Source organism: Agromyces cerinus (genome assembly GCF_016907835.1).
In the GTDB taxonomy this organism is placed as follows: domain Bacteria; phylum Actinomycetota; class Actinomycetes; order Actinomycetales; family Microbacteriaceae; genus Agromyces; species Agromyces nitratus.
Genome location: NZ_JAFBCT010000001.1, coordinates 44736 through 63861 on the forward strand (window position 1 = coordinate 44736; position 19126 = coordinate 63861).

General features: G+C 67.7%; 14 protein-coding genes. 8 read left to right on the forward strand and 6 right to left on the reverse strand.

Translation table 11 applies throughout. The annotated features are described in order from the left end of the window. Positions 1-40: 40 nt before the first annotated feature. Positions 41-721, reverse strand: coding sequence for a hypothetical protein (locus JOE59_RS00210; protein WP_204458236.1), 681 nt, complete (start codon positions 719-721; stop codon positions 41-43). Positions 722-1106: 385 nt separating this feature from the next. Between JOE59_RS00210 and JOE59_RS00215 the strand changes: the two genes are divergently transcribed. Further along, complete coding sequence (locus JOE59_RS00215) at positions 1107-2909, forward strand: LVIVD repeat-containing protein (protein ID WP_204458238.1); 1803 nt, start codon at positions 1107-1109, stop codon at positions 2907-2909. Between the two features lie 121 nt (positions 2910-3030). Here the strand turns inward: JOE59_RS00215 and JOE59_RS00220 are convergent, their stop codons facing one another. After that, positions 3031-3699 (reverse strand): DUF305 domain-containing protein, encoded by a 669-nt coding sequence (locus JOE59_RS00220; RefSeq protein ID WP_204458241.1) that lies wholly within the window; start codon positions 3697-3699, stop codon positions 3031-3033. Positions 3700-3786: 87 nt separating this feature from the next. Between JOE59_RS00220 and JOE59_RS00225 the strand changes: the two genes are divergently transcribed. Further along, complete coding sequence (locus JOE59_RS00225; RefSeq protein ID WP_204458243.1) at positions 3787-4572, forward strand: IclR family transcriptional regulator; 786 nt, start codon at positions 3787-3789, stop codon at positions 4570-4572. A 271-nt stretch (positions 4573-4843) separates the two neighbouring features. Here the strand turns inward: JOE59_RS00225 and JOE59_RS00230 are convergent, their stop codons facing one another. Continuing rightward, a complete protein-coding gene (locus tag JOE59_RS00230) occupies positions 4844-6586 on the reverse strand; it encodes an alpha/beta hydrolase (protein ID WP_204458245.1) in 1743 nt (580 codons plus the stop codon). A 31-nt stretch (positions 6587-6617) separates the two neighbouring features. Beyond that, positions 6618-8711 carry an endonuclease/exonuclease/phosphatase family protein gene (locus tag JOE59_RS00235; protein ID WP_204458247.1) on the reverse strand — a complete coding sequence of 698 codons (2094 nt, stop codon included), beginning with the start codon at positions 8709-8711 and terminating at the stop codon, positions 6618-6620. Between the two features lie 226 nt (positions 8712-8937). Between JOE59_RS00235 and JOE59_RS00240 the strand changes: the two genes are divergently transcribed. The 6 genes from JOE59_RS00240 (at position 8938) to JOE59_RS00265 (ending at position 17717) form a co-directional block, all read left to right on the forward strand. Next, positions 8938-9414, forward strand: a complete 477-nt coding sequence (locus JOE59_RS00240) for a pyridoxamine 5'-phosphate oxidase family protein (protein ID WP_204458249.1) — start codon at positions 8938-8940, stop codon at positions 9412-9414. 124 nt (positions 9415-9538) lie between these two features. Continuing rightward, positions 9539-10966 carry an MFS transporter gene (locus JOE59_RS00245; RefSeq protein WP_204458252.1) on the forward strand — a complete coding sequence of 476 codons (1428 nt, stop codon included), beginning with the start codon at positions 9539-9541 and terminating at the stop codon, positions 10964-10966. A gap of 46 nt (positions 10967-11012) precedes the next feature. Next, a complete protein-coding gene (locus tag JOE59_RS00250; RefSeq protein ID WP_204458254.1) occupies positions 11013-12362 on the forward strand; it encodes a hypothetical protein in 1350 nt (449 codons plus the stop codon). 131 nt (positions 12363-12493) lie between these two features. Beyond that, entirely contained in the window at positions 12494-13798 is a 1305-nt protein-coding gene (locus JOE59_RS00255) for a hypothetical protein (protein ID WP_204458256.1), read from the forward strand. Positions 13799-13930: 132 nt separating this feature from the next. Further along, entirely contained in the window at positions 13931-15076 is a 1146-nt protein-coding gene (locus tag JOE59_RS00260) for a hypothetical protein (protein WP_204458259.1), read from the forward strand. Continuing rightward, positions 15066-17717 carry a DEAD/DEAH box helicase gene (locus JOE59_RS00265; RefSeq protein WP_204458261.1) on the forward strand — a complete coding sequence of 884 codons (2652 nt, stop codon included), beginning with the start codon at positions 15066-15068 and terminating at the stop codon, positions 17715-17717. Before JOE59_RS00260 ends, JOE59_RS00265 begins: the two co-directional genes overlap by 11 nt. On the opposite strand, the gene JOE59_RS00270 is transcribed toward JOE59_RS00265, so the two are convergent. Both JOE59_RS00270 and JOE59_RS19025 read right to left on the reverse strand, forming a co-directional pair. Then, a complete protein-coding gene (locus tag JOE59_RS00270; protein ID WP_204458262.1) occupies positions 17690-18226 on the reverse strand; it encodes a hypothetical protein in 537 nt (178 codons plus the stop codon). The two genes, JOE59_RS00265 and JOE59_RS00270, sit on opposite strands and share 28 nt — an antisense overlap. After that, positions 18196-19125 carry an HNH endonuclease gene (locus tag JOE59_RS19025; protein WP_204458263.1) on the reverse strand — a complete coding sequence of 310 codons (930 nt, stop codon included), beginning with the start codon at positions 19123-19125 and terminating at the stop codon, positions 18196-18198. Before JOE59_RS19025 ends, JOE59_RS00270 begins: the two co-directional genes overlap by 31 nt. Position 19126: the final 1 nt, after the last annotated feature.

Here is a 19126-nt window from a genome sequence, read left to right on the forward strand (position 1 = left end):
TCGTGGATGGTGCGTCCTGGCTACGCGAGATGAAGCAACCTCAGGGCGCGGACGTGCTGAGCGTACCGGTCGTCGACTCGTAGGTGGCGACCGCACCGAGCGAGCCGACGAGCGTGAGGCTGAACTCGCGAAGATCGGAGGAGGTCGAGTACATCACCTGTGTGCCGGGCGGAAGAGGAGCCAGAGAAAGACCATCCGGGGTGATCAGGGCGGATGCGTCTGTGGTGATGGCGAGCGTCGCAGGCCACGGGCCATCCGCAGATGCCGTCTGCTCGAGCACGAAGACTGCGGTGCCGACGGCCTGGGCAAGGGCGAGCCGCTCCGTCTCGACAGGCCCAGTGGATTCGGCTGCACCGTCGACGGGCACCGCACCGGGCGGTGCCGGTTGGGTTGTCGAACCATTCTGCGTATCGCTCAACCAGTGCGACGGAGCCGGAAGTCGCGTTCCGGAGCTCGCCAGCGCGATGGCGGCGAACGCGTAGGCGGTGACGGCGAAGGCGAAGATTCCGATGACGATCCCGGCCTTCGAGACAATGCTTCCGCGACCGCGACTCGACCGGTACCTCGGCTCGGCCATGAACCCGCACCAGATCGCGAAGCTCGCGAAGAACGCGAGTCCGAGCGTCCACATCGCAGCTCCCGCGATGGGAGCAAGGCAGACGAGCGCGAGCGTGGCGAGTCCGATTGCAAGACTGGTCCAGGCGAGGGCTCGGGCCCACATGATCCCCTCGACATGACCACCGCCACGGATCGGACGTTGTCCTTGGAGGGCAGGCGCATGAGGGCGCGAATCGACATCGGGCGGGGACCAATCGCGAGGTCCACCGGGCGGTGGGGACACAGGGCACCTTCGGGTTCGGGCGGAGTGGCCTGATCATCGCAGCGCGGGTGTCGATGGCGGAACCCCCAAGGAGGGGGCGTTGACATCTTGGTCGGCGGCGCGCCGCGCCGGGAGCGCGTGCGAAATTCGTTGCTGCGCTGAACCCTTCCGTCCCGATACGTTGGAGCCAGAGATCGGCCTCCTGGGGCCGCGAACGTGCACGACGCCGTGCACGTTCGCCCGTCGGAGGGCATCGATCGCATTGAAGCGACAGAGGGGAACACCGATGAGAACCGCACCCCGCAACATCCGATGGCGCCGACGCGCGCTCGCCCTTGCCGGAGCACTGCTGCTCGGCTCATCCCTTGCGACGGCCGGCGCGGCCGCCGCAGAAGACGATCCACGCATCGACCTGCCACCGGGCTACCTCGACGCCCAGACCGCGACGAGCAACATCGAGTTGCTCGCGAGCCTGCCGCGAGCCGGAGCGTTCAACGCGAATCCCGGCAACTTCGGCTTCGTGAACTCCGACCTGGCCTTCTCGGGCGACAACGCCATCGTCGGAAACTTCAACGGCTTCCAGGTCTACGACGTGTCGGATGCCGCGGCACCCGAGCTGCGCGGCTCCTTCGTGTGTCCCGGCGGCCAGGGCGACGTGTCGGTGTACGGCGACCTGCTCTTCATGTCGGTCGAGGAGACCCGCGGTCGCATCGACTGCGGCACGCAGGGTGCCCCCGGCGCGGTGAACCCCGAGCGCTTCCGCGGTGTGCGCATCTTCGACATCAGCGACATCGACAACCCCGTGCAGCTGCCCGGCGTGCAGACCTGCCGTGGTTCGCACACGCACACGCTCGTCGCAGACCCCGATGACACCGAGAACGTGTACATCTACAACTCGGGCACGTCGGGCGTGCGCTCGCCGCTCGAGCTGCCGGGCTGCGAGAACGCTCCGGCGAGCCAGACCCCGGTCACGACGGGCAACCCGACGCAGTGGCGCATCGACGTCATCAAGGTGCCGCTCGCCGACCCGGCCTCGGCCGCGGTCGTGAGCCAGCCCCGCATCTTCAGCGACCCGGTGACGGGTGCGTTCAACGGCCTGCAGAACGGCCCGACGCAGCCGCTGCACCCGTCGGGCACGCCGTACTCGCCGAACCCGAACACGAACACGTGCCACGACATCACGGCGTATCCCGAGATCGGGCTCGCCGCAGGCGCATGCCAGGGCAACGGAATCCTGCTCGACATCTCCGACCCGGTGAACCCGATTCGGCTCGATGCGGTCGCCGACTCGAACTACTCGTACTGGCACTCGGCGACGTTCAACAACGACGGCACCAAGGTCATCTTCACCGACGAGTGGGGTGGCGGCACTGCTGCACGCTGCCGCGTGACCGACCAGCCCGAGTGGGGCGCCAACGCGCTCTTCGAGATCGTCGACGGCAAGCTCGAATTCCAGAGCTACTACAAGCTGCCGGTGCCGCAGACCGCGCAGGAGAACTGCGTGGCCCACAACGGCTCGATCATCCCGGTGCCCGGCCGCGACATCATGGTGCAGGCCTGGTACCAGGGCGGTCTGTCGATCATCGACTTCACCGACACGGCCAACCCGACCGAGATCGCCTATCTCGACCGCGGCCCGGTGAACTTCCCGAACGCGGGTGCGCTGAACCTCGCCGGCTACTGGTCGACCTACTGGTACAACGGCAACGTGCTCGGCAGCGAGATCGCGCGCGGCTTCGAGAGCCTCGCGCTCACCGAGAGCAGCCAGCTGTCGGCGAACGAGATCGAGGCGGCGGGTGAGATCGAGCTCGCCGAGTTCAACGCCCAGATGCAGACGAGCCTCGTACACGCGCCGAGCTTCGCAGTCGTGCGTTCGTACGTCGACCAGGCTGAGCGCGACGGCAGCCTGAGCGGCAACGCGCTGAAGCAGGTGAACAAGTCGATCAATCAGGCCGAGAAACTCGCGGCCGGGCCTGCCGGCGCCGACGCCATCGCGGACCAGCTCGACAATGCGATTGAGAAGTCGGGCGCTCCGGCCGATTCGAACCTCGTTCAGGCGCTGAACGCGCTGGCGGCGACCTTCGAGTGACGCATGCCGGGAGGCCGCCCGCCGGCCTCCCGGCATGACGAGCGCCCAGCGGCCCGAGGCCGCTGGGCGCTTTCGCGTCTGGTCGGGGTAGCGCCGGTGCGTTGCGCCCGCGCGCCGGGGATCAGGACGAGCGAGCGGCGAGCAGCTGCTGCATCCGTGCGATCTCGACCGCCTGGTCGGTCTCGACGTGGCGCGCGAACTGGTCGGTCTCCGACTCGTGCCCGCCGCCGGCGGCGTAGAGCTCGCTCACCATCTGCACGGCGCCCTCATGGTGCTGGATCATGTACTCGAGGAACAGCCGTTCGAACTCCTCGCCGTCGGCCGCCTCGAGCTCGGCGAGCTGCTCCTCGGTGAGCATGCCGGGCATCGAGTGCCCGTCGCCGTCATGGTCGTGCCCGCCGGCGCGCGCGTCGTTCAGCGGCACCACCCGGTCTTGCAGCCACTTCGTGATGAGGGCGAGCTCGTCGGTCTGGCTGACCTTCATGCGCTCGGCGAGCAGGCGGATGTCGCGGTCATCCGTGCGGTCGTCGACGAACCCGGTCATCGTGATGGCCTGGTCGTGGTGCTGCATCATGTCGAGCATGAACTGCTCGTCGGCCTCGGTGTGCTTCGGCGACTCGAGGTTCAGCGACTCCTCGGGGGAGAGGGTGTGATTCTCCTCACCTGGGGCGCCGAGCTGCACGACAGGGCTCGTCGGCGCCACCTCTGGCGCACCGGCCGTGCAGGCGGCCAGCCCGAACACGAGGGCGAGAGAAACGCAGACCGGGCCGGAGCGCTGCACAACCGTCATCCACATACCTCGTCTTCATCGAAGGGTCATCGTCCATCTAACTCGATGCCGTTGCTCGGGGCTACCATTGGCGCAGGGGGAGCACCGATGTCGTCACCCGACGCCAGAGACACGGACCCGACGCTGATCGGCTCGGTGCAGCGCGCTCTTCGGCTGGTCGACATCGTCGCGAACGAGCCGCGGCCCATGCCCGTGAAGGCGCTCGTCGCGGCGAGCGGCCTCACGCCCGGCACGACCTACAACCTCGTGCGCACGCTCGTGCACGAGGGCTACCTCGCCCGCGAACCCGACGGGCTGCTGCTCGGCACCCGCTTCCCCGCTTTCGTCAGAGCGGATGCCGCGCACGGCGTGTTCCTCTCGCGCGTGCGCACCGCGCTCCGCGGAGTGACCGAAGAGCTCGGCGCGACCGCCTACCTCTCGCGATTCGAAGACGGCGAGGTGCATCTCGTCGACATCGTCGACGCCGTGCACAACCCCCGGGTCGAGCTCTGGGTCGGGCTGCACAGCAGCGCGCACGCGACGGCGCTCGGCAAGCAGATCCTCGCCGTGCTGCCCGAAGAGGAGCGGCTCGATTACGTGTCGCGGCATCCGCTCGCCGAGCTCACGCAGCACACCATCAGCGACCGGCGCGTGCTGCTCGACCAACTCGAACGCTCGCGCGAGCAGGCCGTCGACCGCGAGGAGTACGCGATCGGCTACACGTGCATCGCCGTGCCGGTGAGCGCCGCGGGCGTCACCGCCTCACTCGCGGTGTCACTGCCGACCGAGGTCGCCGCGCACGCCGATCCGGCTCTCGTGCACCGACTGCAGGCCGCGGCGACCGACCTCTCGCTGCGGCTCGGCGCCGATCGGCTCGGCAGCTCGGGCGCCTGAACGACGGCGACGGATGGCGCGGCTCGCGCCAGCGGCATCCGCTGTTCATCATCTGAAATCTTCGCGTTGCCGTGACGCGCGGATGCCCTTACCGTGGCGATTGCGCGACATAGGGCGCGCGATTCCATCGCCACCTGATCGCTCCTGTGCGGTCGACCTTCGGGGGACGGTTCGGATTCGTACACCGAGGTGGGATGGTGATCGCGCGGGGAGAGGGATCGGGTCTTTCTCCCCGCGCGTCACATTGTTCGCGCGCTGACGGTGCCGCGCGCTACATCAGCCAGTACTCGCCGACCGGGTCGCGCGCCGGCTTCAGCCCGAACCGCTCCGATGGTTTCGCGCCGTGCAGCACGACGCCGAACAGGTCGCCGATGACGCTTCGATTGGTGCAGAAGTAGGCGTGGCCCAGACGATCGTCGCGCTGGTCGTCGACGACGATGTCGGTCACGACCACGGTCTCCATCGGCGCGATCACGATGACGCCGTCGGTGATCTGGCCGGCTCGGCCGGCTCGATGGATGCGGTCGGAGAAGTCGAGGGCGGTGTCGACTCCGCACGCGTACAGCGTGAGGCGTGGCGGCGCGACATCCGTAGCCGCACCGGGCATTGCCGCTGTCGCGAGGGCCGCGTTGAAGTCCGTGATGAACTGTCGAAAGGTGCCCGCATCGATGTCGGGCGCCGCGAACACCAGCTCGCGCAGCGGCGTCGCGTAGTCGTTGGCGCCGCGCACCAGGCGTTCAAGGGCGCCGGTGGTCGCGCGATTGCCCATGCTGTGCGCGACGACGTGGATGCGGCGGGCACCCGTCTCGTTCATCAACAGCTCGAGCACGTGCACGAGGTGCGGCACCGACCAGGCGACGGATGCCTCGTCGGCGGTGTATGCGAGCGTCTTGCCGCGTGACGGCCACGAGAAGAGCACCGGAAGCCCGCGGAACTCGAGATCGTAGGTGAACTGGGCGGCCCGCAGGGCGGCCTGTTCCCATGAGGTGTTGTAGCCGTGCACGAAGAGCAGGATGTCGTCGCTCGTGTCGGCCGGGTCATCCGATTCGGGGCCTGAGACCTCGGCACGGATGCTGGCGAGCCACTCCGCCTCGTCGAACTCGCTCACCTCGTGCACGACGAGGTGCTTGTCGGGATTGGCGCGGAACTCGAGCTTGAACCGTTTCGGCTTCTCGAGGTGGCCCTTGCGGTGGCTGTCGGGGATGCTCACCGTGACCTGACCGTAGGTGAGCGCGCCGAGACCGTCTGCGCCGGTGTTGCGGCCGGTTCCGAATCGCTCGGCTGCGGGCGCATCGCGAACGTGCTCGCGATCGGTCGCGAACCAGACCGGCACGCGAACGTGTCGCGCGTTGGAGGCGCGTGAGGCCCCGGCCGACCTCGCGAACGGGTCGTACGGTTCGAGGCGAACGGGCGGGGTCTCCTGTTGTTGCTGTTGTTGTTGCTGTTGCTGTTGCTGTTGCTGTTGCTGTTGCTGTTGCTGTTGCTGCTCCTGTTGCTGCTCCTGTTGTTGTTGCTGTTGCTGTTGCTGTTGTGGCGGTGGCGGTGGGACTTCGGCTTCGACCTCGCGCATCGGCCTGCCGTCCACCCAGACGACGTCTCGGTCGCTGAAGTCGTCGGCCCCGCTCAACTGAGGCAGGCGGTCGGGCCAGAGGAACGTGCGAGGCCACGTCGAGTCCCCGGCGGTGGGGCGGAGGAACCATGGGCGCTCTGCCGACTCGGCGATGAACTCGACGATGCTCGCGAAGGACTCCGAATCCGAGATGAGCGCGACGACCTCGGGTCGCCAGGGCCAACCGGATGGATGCAGCGCACTCCAGCTCAGCAGCAGCGCCGCGATCTCGTACACCTCGTCATCGGTCGTCTCGGATTCGTCGTCGAGGAGCCGGAGGAGCGCCGTCAGGTCGGCCTCGAGCGCCGGCATGCGATCGTCGGTGAACTCGGCAATGCGCGGAAGCAGCGTCGCAAGGTCCTCTTGGATCCAGTCGAGCTCGCGGTCGTACACGTCGTCGTTCATGGCCAACCCTCTTCCACTCGGCGCCGTCGGCTCAGGGATCGCGCGACAGCGTGCAGCTCACGGTGTACGTGCCGTCGGAGATGGTGTCGAAGACGGTGACCGCCACCGTGCGCTTGCGTTCGGGCGGCTCGTTGGGGCTGAGTCCCGCGATCGTCCACGAGGTCACGCCGTGCGCGGCCCCGAGGTCGTCGGGGTCCTCGATGACGAAGTCGATGGTCTCGGTGAAGCCGACGGACTTGCTGGTGCCTCCGCGCTGCGTCACCTCGAACCAGATCTTCTCCATCATGCCGGGCCAGTCCTCGCCGGTGTCGGCGTCGTCCCAGTCGGTCGTGAGCAACTTCTCGCCGTCCATCCACATCTCGAACACGGGCTCGTCTTCGCCCGGCCAGTCCGGCCCCGATTCGTCGGTGACGTGCACGGTGAAGCCCTTGTCGAGCCGCAGGTAGCTCACCGGCGTCGACCAGCGGATGACTTGCCCGGTATCGGCGTCGCTGTCGCGTCGAACGGTGATGAACAGCTCATCCTCGGCGCTCGCGGTGAAGTCGTGCGTGAGCGTGCCCGCGCCCGAGTCGTCGCCGAGGGGGCTGCTCGCGGCATCCAGTGCCTCGATGGTTCCCGACCCTCTCGGCTGCTCGACGGTCACGGACTCCTGTCGTGACTTGCCCATGAGCGTCTCGATCGTCTTCAGCCGGAACCAGGCGATGTCGTCGTCGCCGAGCCGCTGGTTCTCGGGGAACGGCACGGGCACGTCGAGGTGGGGCGGCAGTGCGATCGCCGTGGCCTTGGTGTCGCCGAGGTGCTCGAGCACGATCAGCACGCCGCCGCCCGGGTTGCCGCTCTTCGTGCGCATCGAGACGAGCAGCGGCGAGCGGTTCACGTAGGTCGAGCCCTCGTCGCCGACCTGCCCCCCGAACTCGCGATAGATGTTCTCGACGGCCGGCGGCACGTCGGTGACCGACAGCGAGTCCAGCCGGGTCAGGGGCCGCGAGATGTCGTCGGCGGCGTAGACCTCGACGACGAGCGACGGGCTGTGGTGGAACGTGTACGTGCCGGCTCGACGCAACCACACCCACGATCGGCCGCCTTCGACGGCGATGTCGGGCTGCACGAACGTCGCCAGCGAGGTCTGCGGCTGCCCGACGCCAGAGCCGCCCGCGCTCGGGCCGAGCGCGTCGATGTCGACCGCCGACGTGGGCTGGCAGTGATCGTCGCGCACCTGGATCAGCGCTTCGAGCGCGTAGTGGTCGGAGGTGTCGCGGTGCCCGATGCGCATGTGGTGGGCGACGAGGTCGATGCCGTCGATCGTCTTGAACCGGCAGATGTAGTCGAGCCGCTGCTCGGCCTGCGTCTCTCGGTTGCGGTTGGTGAGGCCGGGGTCGAGATCCTCCGACATGCCAGGCGGGCGCATCTCGATCCAGCTGTCGGCGAAGAGGTCGCCGAACGGATCGCCCGCAGTGTCGAAGATGTCGAACCACTCGTTGCTCGTCGCATCGAGGTCGCCGCGGATGTTGAGGTCGCCCGCCACGATCACGTTCTGCCAGTTGTTGGGCGACGAGCCGAGCACCTCGGCGACCAGGTCGCGGATCTCGGCGAGCTGGTTCTTGCGCACATCGCGGTACTGCTCTTCGGTGTCGTAGGAGGCCTGCAGGTGGGTGAACACCAGCGTCGTGATCTCAGCGGGCCGGCCGACCTGCACGAGCACGGCGGCCTTCGACGCCCAGGTGTCGGCGCCCGCGTCATCCGCGTAGAAGCGCTCACGGCGGTCGCCGCCGCCCGGCAGCGTGAGGAACGGGAGCTGCGAGAACACCATCAGCCCCGCGTCCTCCTCGAGGTCGCCCTCGTGCACCGACTCGATCACGTGCGGCCATTTCGCCTTCAGCTCCGAGATCAGCACGTCGCGGGCGTCTTCGCTGAACACCTCGTTGAGGGCGAGCACGTCGGGCCGTTCCTTCGGCTTGATCTTGAGCAGGTCGGCGGCGACCGCCTTCGCGCGCGCGATCGAGTCGGTGGCGCCACCGGGCAGCAGGCCGGCGATGCCGGCGGGCACGCTCACGGTGCCCTCGCTGACACCGGCGATCACCGGTAGCAACTGCACGTTGAACGTCATGAGACGGAGCGGTCGCATCAGCGCACCGCCTTCGGTCGCTCGGTCGACGCATCGGCGTCGACGGTTTCGTTCCGGCCATCTGTTCGCAGTCGCATGGCGTCCGCCTTCCCTCATGGCGGTGTCACCGTACTGCCGTGCCATGGCATCGGCCTCAGGGTTGTCCCTGCCCGTTCGACCGGTCTGTCGGCCGGCGCCTGTCGCCGACGCCTGTCGGCCGGCGCTGCACTCGGCTACCGTGTCGCCCATGCAGAGTGACGCGGCACTGACCCCTGAATCGCCGCCAGAGATGGCGCGGCGCCTGGTCGAGCAGAACACCTACCTCACCCTCGCGACCAGCGACGCCGACGGGCGCCCGTGGGCGAGCCCGGTCTGGTTCGCGCCGCGCGGCATCTCGGAGTTCACCTGGGTCTCGCGCACCGGTCGGCGCCACTCGCACAACATCGCAGCGCGTGCCGAGGTGGCGCTCGTCATCTTCGACTCGACGGCACCGGTAGGCCGGGCCGAAGCCGTCTACGTCGATGCGATCGCGCAGCAGGTCGACGAGGCCGACCTCGCCGCGGCGCTCGCGGTCTACAGCGGGCGCTCGGTGGAGCGAGGGCTCCCGGCATGGGATGCAGCGGCGGTCACCGGTGATGCACCGCACCGCCTGTACGTGGCGCGCGCCACCGAGGTGTTCGTGCTCGACGAGACGGAGGGGCGGGTCAGCGTTCCGGTGGAGTGACCGGGCGGCCTCGATGTCACGCGATTTCGATCGCGCACGATGTCGATCTCGCCGGATGCGGATCGACGCATGAGTAGAGGCATCCGCTTCTGAAGTATTCGTACTCATGTCGTAGGAGAAGATCGTGTCGACTCCCCGGGCTCTTCGGCCGCTGCGCAACCCCGCCTACCGCTGGCTCGCGGCGGCCCTCGTGTCATCCCTCGTCGGTTCCGGCATCTGGCTGGTCGCGCTCGTCTGGCAGATCGTGGCGATCGGCGGCGGTGCGGCCGAACTCTCGCTCGTCGCAGGCGCGTCGGCCGTCGGCATGCTGCTGACCACGCTGCTCGGCGGTGCGCTGGCCGACCGCATCCCGCAGCGGAGGATCCTGCTCGTCGTCGAGGTAGTCCGCACCGCGAGCGTCGGCTTCGTCGCGCTGCTGTCGCTCACGGGCGCCCTCGCGGTCTGGCAACTCGCCGCGGTGGCGCTCGTCGGCGGCATCATGGCCGGGCTGTACTACCCGGCCTACTCGGCGCTGCTGCCGAGCGTCGTGCCCGAAGACCAGCTACTCGCCGCCAACGGATTCGAGGGCATGGCCCGGCCCGTGCTTATGCAGGCCGCGGGCCCGGCGCTCGCGAGCGCGCTCATCGCCGTCTCGTCGCCCGGTGCGGCACTCGCGGTCGCCGCGCTGACGGGCGCTGCGGCGATTGGATTCCTCGTGAAGGTGCCCGACCTGCCGGTGCGGGGCGAGCAGCTGGGCGAATCGGCCGGCGAGCACGGCGCACAGGGCGAGCAGGCCGAGTCGGGCAGCGGCGGCACGCGGCATCCGGCTGTCGCATTGCTCGTCGACGTGCGCGAGGGATTCGTCTACATGGCCCGCACGCCCTGGCTGCTCGGCACGCTCGGGTTCGCGTCGCTCCTGATCCTCTTGATCATGGGGCCGTTCGAGGTGCTCGTGCCGTTCGTGATCAAGGATTCCGCTGGCGGCGGCCCGCAGGAGCACGCGCTGATCCTCGCGGCGTTCGGCATCGGCGGCGCGGTCGGCTCGATGGTCGTCGCATCCCTCAAGCTGCCGCGTCGCTACCTGACGGTGATGAACCTGCTGTGGGCATTCGGATGCCTCCCGCTCGCCGTCTTCGGTCTGACCGACCAGATCTGGCTTATGGCCCTCGCGGCGTTCGCCGTCGGTGCGGCCTTCAACGGCGGCGTCGTGATCTGGGGCACGCTGCTGCAGCGCCGGGTGCCGCCGGCCATGCTCGGGCGGGTCTCGAGCCTCGACTTCTTCGTCTCGCTCGCGTTCATGCCCGTGTCGATGGCGATCGCCGGGCCGGCGGGGGAGACGGTCGGGCTGCCCGTGGTGTTCCTGGTAGCGGGGGTCGCGCCGCTCGTGATCGGCGTGGTCGCGATCGTGGCGGCGCGGATGACGCGCGATGAGATCGCGCATCCGCTCGATGTGCTGCCGGTTGAGCCTGTCGAAACCAACCCTGCCGAACCCCTGCTGGTTGAGCCTGCTGAAACCAAGCCTGCCGATGGTGCGGCTGTCGCCGCCGATGCCCTCGCCCCAGTCGGCGCCTGACCACCCGCCTCAGCAGCCTCCCAGCCGCGCCCATAGGATCAATGGCATGGCCGGATTCTGGGGCAAGCGAAAGCGCGAAGAGCAAGAACTCGACGCTCAAGATGCCGTTCTGGCGCAGCGGGCCGGCACGGCTCTCGTCGCTGCCGACGAGCGCGTGCGCGTCACCGCCGACGAGCTCGCTTTCGCCGACGCCGAGCTCGGCCACGAGGCGACCGCCGAGCTGAGCACCGCGCTCGCTGCGGTGAAGGAGCACCTCGGCGAGGCGTTCCGGCTGAACCAGCTGAACCACGACGAGATTCCCGACACCGCCGAAGAGCTGCGGCAGCGGAACGCCCGCATCGTGCAGCTCTGCGACTGGGCCGAAGACGTGCTCGACGACCACATGTCGACCCTCGCCGACAAGATCGCGCGGGCGCGCCGGGCTCCCGAGATCATCGCCGGAGTGCGAGCGGATGCCGCGCGCCTCCGCACCCGCATTCCCCACGCCCGCGAGACCATCGACCGGCTCGCCGCCCGCTACGCGCCCGAGGCGCTCGCCCAGGTGGAGGCCAACCCCGCCCAGGCCGAGCAGCTGCTCGGATTCGCCGAGCACAGCGCCGGCGTGGCCGAGCGCCGCCGCGAGGCCGGGCGGCGCGAGCAGGCAAACCTCGCGCTCGAGGCATCGACCGAGTCCGTGCGCCGCGCAGCGACCCTGCTCGATGCCGTCGAAACCTTCGAGGTCGAGGCGCTGCGCGCCGAGTCGACGTTGTCGGCGATCATCGAGGACTCTCGTGGCGACCTCGCCGTCGCCCAGAAGGAGCCCCAGACGCCCGCGGTCACGGCTGCGATCGCCGCGCTGCGAGGTGCGCTCGCCGCCCTCCCGGCGGCCGGCGTCAACACCGATCCGTTCGCGCTGCTCAGCAGCCTCCGCGATGCGAACTCCGGGCTGGATGCCGCGATCGCCGCGGCCCGTGAGCGCGCTTCGCGCCCGATTCCGCCGCTCGAGCACGTGCACCACGCCATCGACGACGCCGACCGGCAGCTCGCCGTCGCCCGCGACGTCATCGCCGGCCACCGCGGCTGGATCGGCGCCGACGCCCGCACCCGCCTCGCCGAGTCCGAGCGCGTACGCGTCGACCTCGACCGCTTCCTCGGCACGCCCGCAGCGACCGTCAGCGTCATCGGCGAGGACCACCGCGAGCAGGCGATGCTGATGGCCCGCCGTGTGGCGCACCTCGCGGCCGAGGCGCTGCAGCTCGCGCAGCGCGACATCGACTCCTCACGCCCGCAGGATCCCGGTCAGTGGGGTGGAGACGGCTGGGGCGGCGGCGGTCGACGCAGCGGCGGCGGCGACATGATGGGCGGCATCCTCGGCGGCCTCGTCATCGGCAGCATCCTCGACGGCATCTTCGACTGACGATCTCTGCTGATCGAGCCGCCTCTGCTGATCGAGCCTGTCGAGATCTCCCGATCAGCAACTGGGGATCCGGCGGCCGAGCGGCATTTCGACGCTCTAGGCACGTTGCAGGCACGATCCTAGGATGGAGCATGGCCGGTTTTCGGGTCAGATGTCTCCGGGTCGGGCGCACACGCGGTGCGTCTGAACTCGCGGTTCGCGACGCCGACCTGGCGAAGCGGGCCGGTTCGGCTTTGGTCGCCGCCGACGACCGCGTTCGCGTCGCGGTCGACGATCTGGGGTTCGCCGAGGCGGAGTTGGGGCACGACGCCACGACGCAACTTCGCGAGACGCTCGTCGAGGTACGCACGCACCTGAACGACGCGTTCCGGCTGCACCGGATCAATCACGACCCGATGCCCGGCAGCGTCGATGAGGTGCGCGCCCGCAACCTGCGCATCGTGCAGCTCTGCGAGTGGGCCGAGGATGCGCTCGACCGGCAGACCAGTGCCCTCGCCGAGCGGGCCAGGCGGGTGCGGCGCGCGCCTGAGGTCGCCGCCGCCGTGCGAGCCGACCTCGAGCGCCTGCGCGCCCGTATCCCGAACGCCCGAGACATCGTCGATCGGCTTGCAGCCAGGTATGCCCGCGAGGCGCTCGCTCGGGTGGACGGCAACCCCGCTGAGGCCGATCGACTGATCGGGTTCGCCGAGCACAGCGTGGCTGTGGCCGAGGTGCGGCATGCGGCCGGTCACCGCGAACAGGCGAGCGTCGCGCTCGAGGCATCCACTGCATCGGTGCAGCGAGCATCGAGTCTGCTCGATGCGGTCGAGACCTTCGAGGTCGAGGCGTTGCGAGCGGAGTCGATGCTCGTGGCGCTCGTCGAGGAGTGCCGTCGGGACCTCGCGGCCGCACTCGAAGAGCCGCGCTCTCGTCGCGTCGCGGATGTGGTCGGCGAGCTGCAGGCAGCCCTCGCAGCCATCCCGCAGGCTGGGGTGAACACAGACCCGTTCGCTCACCTGAGCCGACTGCGCGAGGCGCGCGCGACGTTGGTTGCCGCCATCGCAGCGGCCCGCGAGCGCGCGACGGATCTCATTCCGCTCGTGGACCACGTGCACCATGCGATCAGGGACGCAGACCGGCGCCTCGATGTCGCCCGCGATGCCATCGCCGCTCACCCGGGCTGGATCAGCGCCGAGGCGCTCACGAGCCTGGCCGAGTCCGAGCACGCACGCATCGATCTCGGCCACCTGCTCGGCGGTGCGGAGGCGGTCATCACCACGACAGACCAGGACCACCGCGAGCAGGTGATCGCGATGGCCGGGCGGGTCGCGTCGCTCGCGAGCGAGTCCCTGCGCCGAGCTCGGAACGACATCGAAGCGTCGCGGCGTCATGGACGACCGCTCGGGTCGCGTGGCCGGGTCGGTTCCCTCGCCGACGAACGAAGCGTCGCCCGCTGAGCGGCTGCCTCCGAGCTTCGCCGGTCGCGACATCCGCCCCGATGGTGGGAAGCGGGGATCGTCCACCCCACAACGGGGGTCACCGTTCAGTTCCCGCGTCGTGGTGCTCTCCGCGGGCCCTAATCTCGAACCGTGACCCTCATTCAAAACGGCGCCACCGGCGAGACCGCGACCGCCTCATCGCATGACGCTTCTGGGCGCACAGCCCTTCCTTCGGACTTCCAAGACCGAGTGTTCACGGCAATCGCCGTGCAGAGACCGGCAGCGACCGCCTACATCAAAGAAATTCGGCGGAAGAATCCCGGGGCCGCACCGGTCGATGTGATGAAGATGATCGAAGCGCAGTACGTGGCGACGACGACAGCTGCAAGCGCCGCGGCGGGTGCTACCGCGACGATTCCGGCCGTCGGCATCCCGGTCGCGATCGGGTTGGGCGTCGCCGATCTGCTCTTCTTCTACGAGACGACTGCGCTCTTCGCGCTCTGCATGGCCGAGCTGCGGGGAATCGCCATCGACGATCCCGAGCGCGCGAAGGCACTGGTGCTCGGCGCGGTGCTCGGAGAGAAGCGCAAGAGCGGTGTCACCGAACTGGTGATGTCGGTGCTTCCGGCAGGCGCGACCGTAAACGGGGCGCGCAAGGCGGCTGGGGGAGCGCTCGCGGTGACCGCGCCCAAGTGGGGCGATCTGATCGCCGAGCATCTGCCCGAGTCCGCCCTCGTCCCGGTCACGATGGTGCTGGCGAGGAAGGCGATCGCCCAGGGCGCAGTAATGGGCACGGTCAAGATCAGCTCCAAGGCGATTCCCGTAATCGGCGCGGTTGCCGGGGGAGTGACCAGTTACTACTTCGGGAGCGGTGTCGTGAAATCGTGCCGCGCCGGATTCTCGGCGCCTGTTGATACCTGGCCTGCCTGGCTCGAGCTGACCGACGCAGACGGTGACGGAGAACCAGACCCATCGCGGGCGACGCTTGCGATGCGCGCGGCATCCTCGTCTGCCAAAGCCTTCGGCGAGAGCGTTTGGGGTCGAGTCGGCGACGCGACCGACGTTTTCAGAAGCATCGATCTCGACGGTGATGGAGTAGCCGATGAACCACGAGCGTTGACCACGGTCAAGGGCGCGGCGACGTCCGTCGGAAGTGCGGCAGGCGGCGCGGCGCGGGCGGTCGGCTCAGCAGCAGGGAGCACAGCAGGATCGGTGGCTGGGATCTTCAAGCGCGGCAAGAAGGGCGACGACGTTCAGGGTGACACGAACAACGAGCGGGAATCCGTTGAACCGTGACGAACTCCGACACTTCCGGAACACACGCGACGATCTGGCGGCATGGTGCGCACTCGCCGATGCGGTATCCACGCATCGTGAAGCCGTTGCGCGCGAAGCGCAGCTGACTGCCGATGCCCTGCGTTCGCGCATTGTGGAGGCTACTCTTCAGGGTGCCCAGCGATGCGCAGTGCTCACGCTCCGCGCGAGCGACATCGGGCTGCTCGAGGCCCTGACGAGGTTCGTCGCCCTTCCGACCATGTCCGACGAGGAGCGAATGTGGATCGACCGTCTTCGATTGGACGTGCCTCCGTCGCTCCGTGCCGCCAAGACGGTGACGGGTCTCCGACGATCCTTCTCAGGTGAACGGGCGAAGAAGGCGGGCCAGGACGCCGCCCATCATCTGGATGCGTTCCACGCGTGGGGCCACCAGGTGGGGCTGCCTGCAGTACTGTCACGTGTCGACGATCGCGACCGGAAACATCAGGCGCCGAGCATCGCGGAGGCACTTTCCGATGGCGTTGGACTCCGCGAGGTTCTGCTCACGCGCGGGACGCCGGCTTCGGTACCACCGCAAGCGTTCGCGTCACTTCGCACCGCCATCGCAGGGATCGATTCGGCAATCCAGCGCGAGCAGACGCTGCGCCGAAAGGCATTGGACGCCGGGGTTGCTCTGCGTCGCACCGAAGCGGACCGGTTGATCGCAGAGATGCCGGTCGAGAGGATCAAGGAGGCCACACGCGAGCGGGTGCGGGTTGCTCCACTCGCCGACGCCGGCATTCGCACCGTTCGAGATGTGTTCCTCGCGGGCGATCGATTGCAGCATCTCCCGGGGATCGGTGTGACCACGGCGACCCGTATCCGCGGCGCCGCTCAGACGATCTGGGAAGCGACGCTCGAGGAGGTTCCGGTCCGGATCAATCCTGCCGAACGGACAGCGGAGGCATCCGCACTCATACGCTCGATCGCGGAATGGGACGTCTCGAGGACGACGATGAAGGCGGCCGACGACCTTGCCCGTGCCGAGGGCCTGCGACGGCTCGCGGGTGTCCTCGATGCGGGTGTCGAGTCCGTCGTTGTGATCGAGAACGAAGCCGGATCGGCGCAGCTACTCGAATCGGTCGACGCCGTCGTACGCCGCGCGCACATGATCGCCGGTGCATACCGGGCGGCGACGCTCGACCCGTGGACCGACTTCACCGCACGCCCCGCAGACTACTTCGCGATGATGTCCGACCTTGGTTTCCTCCTTGAAAACGAGGAATCGGTCGCGGGCGATCTGCCCCACGAGATTGTAGAAGCCGTACGTGCCGTCGAACTCGACACCGGCCTGCTCACGGCTTCGCTTCGCGGCTATCAGAGCTTCGGCGCCCGGTTCGCGCTCGTGCAGAAGAAGGTCATCATCGGCGACGAGATGGGTCTCGGGAAGACCGTCGAGGCTCTCGCGGTGGTGTGCCACTTGCAGGCGAAGGGTGCCCGGTATCATCTCGTGATCTGCCCTGCCGCAGTCGTATCGAACTGGGTACGCGAGATCGAATCGAAATCCATGGTGCCCGCCCATCGACTTCATGGCTCGGGGCGGGAGACCGCTGCCCGGAGTTGGATCGCACGGGGTGGCATCGCCGTGACGACCTTCGAATCACTTGCATGGCTCGAGCACAGGCTGGCTTCGATCGAGGAGCTCGCCAGCGTCGTCATCGATGAGGCGCACTACATCAAGAATCCCGGTGCTCAGCGATCGCGGCGTTCGGCGGCAATCGTCGGCAGGGCGACGCGGGCGATACTGCTGACGGGCACGCCGCTCGAGAATCGCGTCGATGAGTTCCGCACCCTCGTCGACTACGTGCGACCGGATCTGACCGTGGACGCGGAGGGACTCCGTCCACGACTATTCCGGCAGCAGGTGGCGCCCGCGTACCTCCGTCGCAGACAGGAAGACGTGCTCACGGAGCTTCCCGAACTCGTCGAGGTCGAGGAGTGGCTGACGATGTCGGACGCGGATGAACTCAGCTATCGAAGCGCGGTCTTCGCACGCAATTTCCAAGCGATGCGGCAAGCGGCCATGGTCAGGGGGCCCGAGTCCACCAAGGTGCAGCGACTGCTCGACATCGTCGCGGAAGCCGAAGAGAACGGGCGCAAGGTCATCGTGTTCTCGAACTTCCGCGAGGTGCTCCAACAGGTCGCCGGAGCCTTGCCAGGTGTCGTCTTCGGGCCGCTGACAGGATCCGTGCCTGCGGCGAAGCGCCAGATGATGGTCGACGAGTTCTCGCAGTCGGGTGATGGGGCGGTATTGGTGTCACAGATCATCGCTGGCGGAGTGGGTCTCAACATCCAGGCCGCCTCTGTGGTCGTGATCTGCGAACCGCAGCTCAAGCCGACCATCGAATGGCAGGCGATCGCACGCGCGCGGCGCATGGGGCAGCTGAACTCCGTGCAGGTGCACCGTTTGCTCTCGGACGAAGGCGTCGACGTGCGCGTTATGCAGATCCTCGAGAAGAAGACGGCGATCTTCGATGACTTCGCGGCGGTCAGCGATTCGGCGCAGAGCGCGCCCGAAGCGGTCGACGTCTCCGAGCTGGAGTTGGTGAAGGAGGTCGTTGAGGAGGAGCGCCGGCGGCTGTTCCCCGATCGATCTCACGAGAGCGAGACGGTCGTCGCGTAGTCGAAGGTGCTCGCGCACGGCTTGACGAAGCTTTGCGCAGATCGACTATAGGCGCGCATCGTAGCCTCAAGCCTGTTGAACTTCGGGCGCAGTTCGCCCTCCGCTCGATATCGCCTGAGTGTGTCGAATCGTGCGGGTGGGGCGGAATCGATGATGTTGGCAACTTGCGGAGACACCAGCATGGCATCGATTCCCGACTTCCAGATCGCCCACGTTGCTCTCGTGACCCGGCCCTGTTCGAACATGTCCGCCTCGTCCTCGCACAGCTGAACGTAAGCGAATAGGGCTTCCTGTTCGCTTCGTCGTCGGCGCGTACCGCTCGTGCCGAGCTGAGCTTCGATGCTCAGGCGGTCCATGATCACCCAGTATCGCTGAGAGTAGAGGTGCTCGAATTGTCGATGGCCCTGTCGTGTCATCAACCAGAGCTGGAATATGGCGAACACGCCACCAACGATGACGATGACGCCGCCAATTGCGGTCACCCAGTCGATGAAATCCTTGATCTCCATCTGACGCTAGCCGCAAACTTCTCGAACCGCGTCGCGAGCCGATCCCGCGCTGGCCACTCTGCTCGACGTTTCGGCAGCACTAGCTTTCGCCCGTGCATATCCTGCAGCCCGTGCCGCAGCATCGGCCCGTCGACCTCGTCGAGCAGGTCGCGGTCGATCCGCACCTCGTAGTCCGGCGTGATGCCGAGCAGGTTGCGGTCGAAGGAAGCGTGGTGGATCTTGCAGAGCGAGATCCCGTTAGTGACTATCGCGAGACCATCGTCCTGGTTGTCGCCGATGATGTGGGCGGCATCGAGAAGCTCAACGTGCTTGAGGGAACAGATCGCGCACGCGCGGTTGTAAGCGTGCATGACCTTCGCGCGGAAGAGAGGCTGATGGAGCCGTTCGCGCGCTACGCGTTCGGCATATCGGCGCGTGTCCCCGACCATTTTCAGCGGGTCGCCGAAGAATCGAAGGATCTCGTCGAGAGAGAGCACCACTTGTCTCTCGGCGGGTTCGTTTCGAATTATCCGTACGGGATAGTACGGAACGTAAACCGCAGGGCGAATGGCATGGAAGTACGGCATCGGGACAGAATTCTCGAAGGCTTTCACCAGCTTTTTGTTGTCGCCGCCTTCTTGATCACGACGGTACTTGTACTGGATCAAGCCGCCCTCGAGCACCTGGTCCTTATATGGAGAGTTGAAACTGGTCGTAACCGAGAGGGTCGAGTCGAACGTCTGAGGATTCCAAATGCCCTTCTGGCGATCAATGAGCTTGACCTGGTGCCCTTGGTAGAAGTAACTCTCGAGGGCGCTCCGCGTGAGCTCACCTTGCCCGAGCACGAGTTGTTCGTCCAGCCACCGGAAAATGTCCATGCGGATCTCGAGTTGCTCGTCGCGTGTCCACTTCCTAAGCACG